Origin of the sequence: Actinomyces sp. S6-Spd3 (genome assembly GCF_000758755.1) — a bacterium.
Lineage (GTDB): Bacteria > Actinomycetota > Actinomycetes > Actinomycetales > Actinomycetaceae > Pauljensenia.
The window spans coordinates 1-602 of record NZ_JRMV01000232.1; the positions used below are offsets into that span (position 1 = coordinate 1).

At 55.3% G+C, this 602-nt stretch carries 2 protein-coding genes; one reads left to right on the plus strand and one right to left on the minus strand.

Annotated elements, in window-relative coordinates:
- Nucleotides 1-383 (plus strand): 6-phosphogluconolactonase (locus HMPREF1627_RS01910; protein WP_199805866.1); only part of this gene is annotated, 383 nt, incomplete at its 5' end.
- Here the strand turns inward: HMPREF1627_RS01910 and HMPREF1627_RS10910 are convergent.
- A complete protein-coding gene (locus HMPREF1627_RS10910) occupies nt 380-592 on the minus strand; it encodes an RNA polymerase-binding protein RbpA (protein ID WP_420705306.1) in 213 nt (70 codons plus the stop codon). The genes HMPREF1627_RS01910 and HMPREF1627_RS10910 overlap by 4 nt on opposite strands.
- Nucleotides 593-602: the final 10 nt, after the last annotated feature.

The following is a 602-nucleotide window of genomic DNA, read 5'->3' on the forward strand; positions in this document are numbered from 1 at the left end:
AAGAAATGGTGTCGGTATATTCGTTGCACGCCCTGCTGGATCCTCGTTCAATAGCTCTTGATATGAGTATTTTAGGAATTGGCCAGGACGGCCACTTTGCGTCCCTGTTTCCCTCTCACCAAACCTTGGATGCGGCTGGCTTGTATGTTGCAGAACCGCAGTCCCCCAAGCTTCCAGCGCAGCGAATCTCAATGACTATTCCTCTATTGCGGCGTTCACGGGCGTCCTGGTTTGTGGTTGCGGGTAAAGAAAAGGCTACGGTTTTTGCGCAGGCGCTGCAGGGCGCGAATTTTAGAGAGGTACCCGCAGGCGCAATGAACCAGGTGGGAACGCAGTGGTGGGTGGACAAAGCTGCAGCCAGCAGGATCGACAGGATCTTCTAGTGCTCGCCTTCTCGTAGACGCCTGAGTGCATCTTCGAGGATCGCGTCTCTCTCAGCGGAGCTTCGCCGCGCCTCGACCTCTGCCAAGTGTCTAGTTGTAAGCGAGGATTCCTGGCGTTGCGACGCCGCACTTTCCCCTACTCGGGGGCGATTACGGCAGGCATCCTCATGGCACGTTTGACAAGGATACGAATTTGGAACGTCAAACAATGCGGTTGCA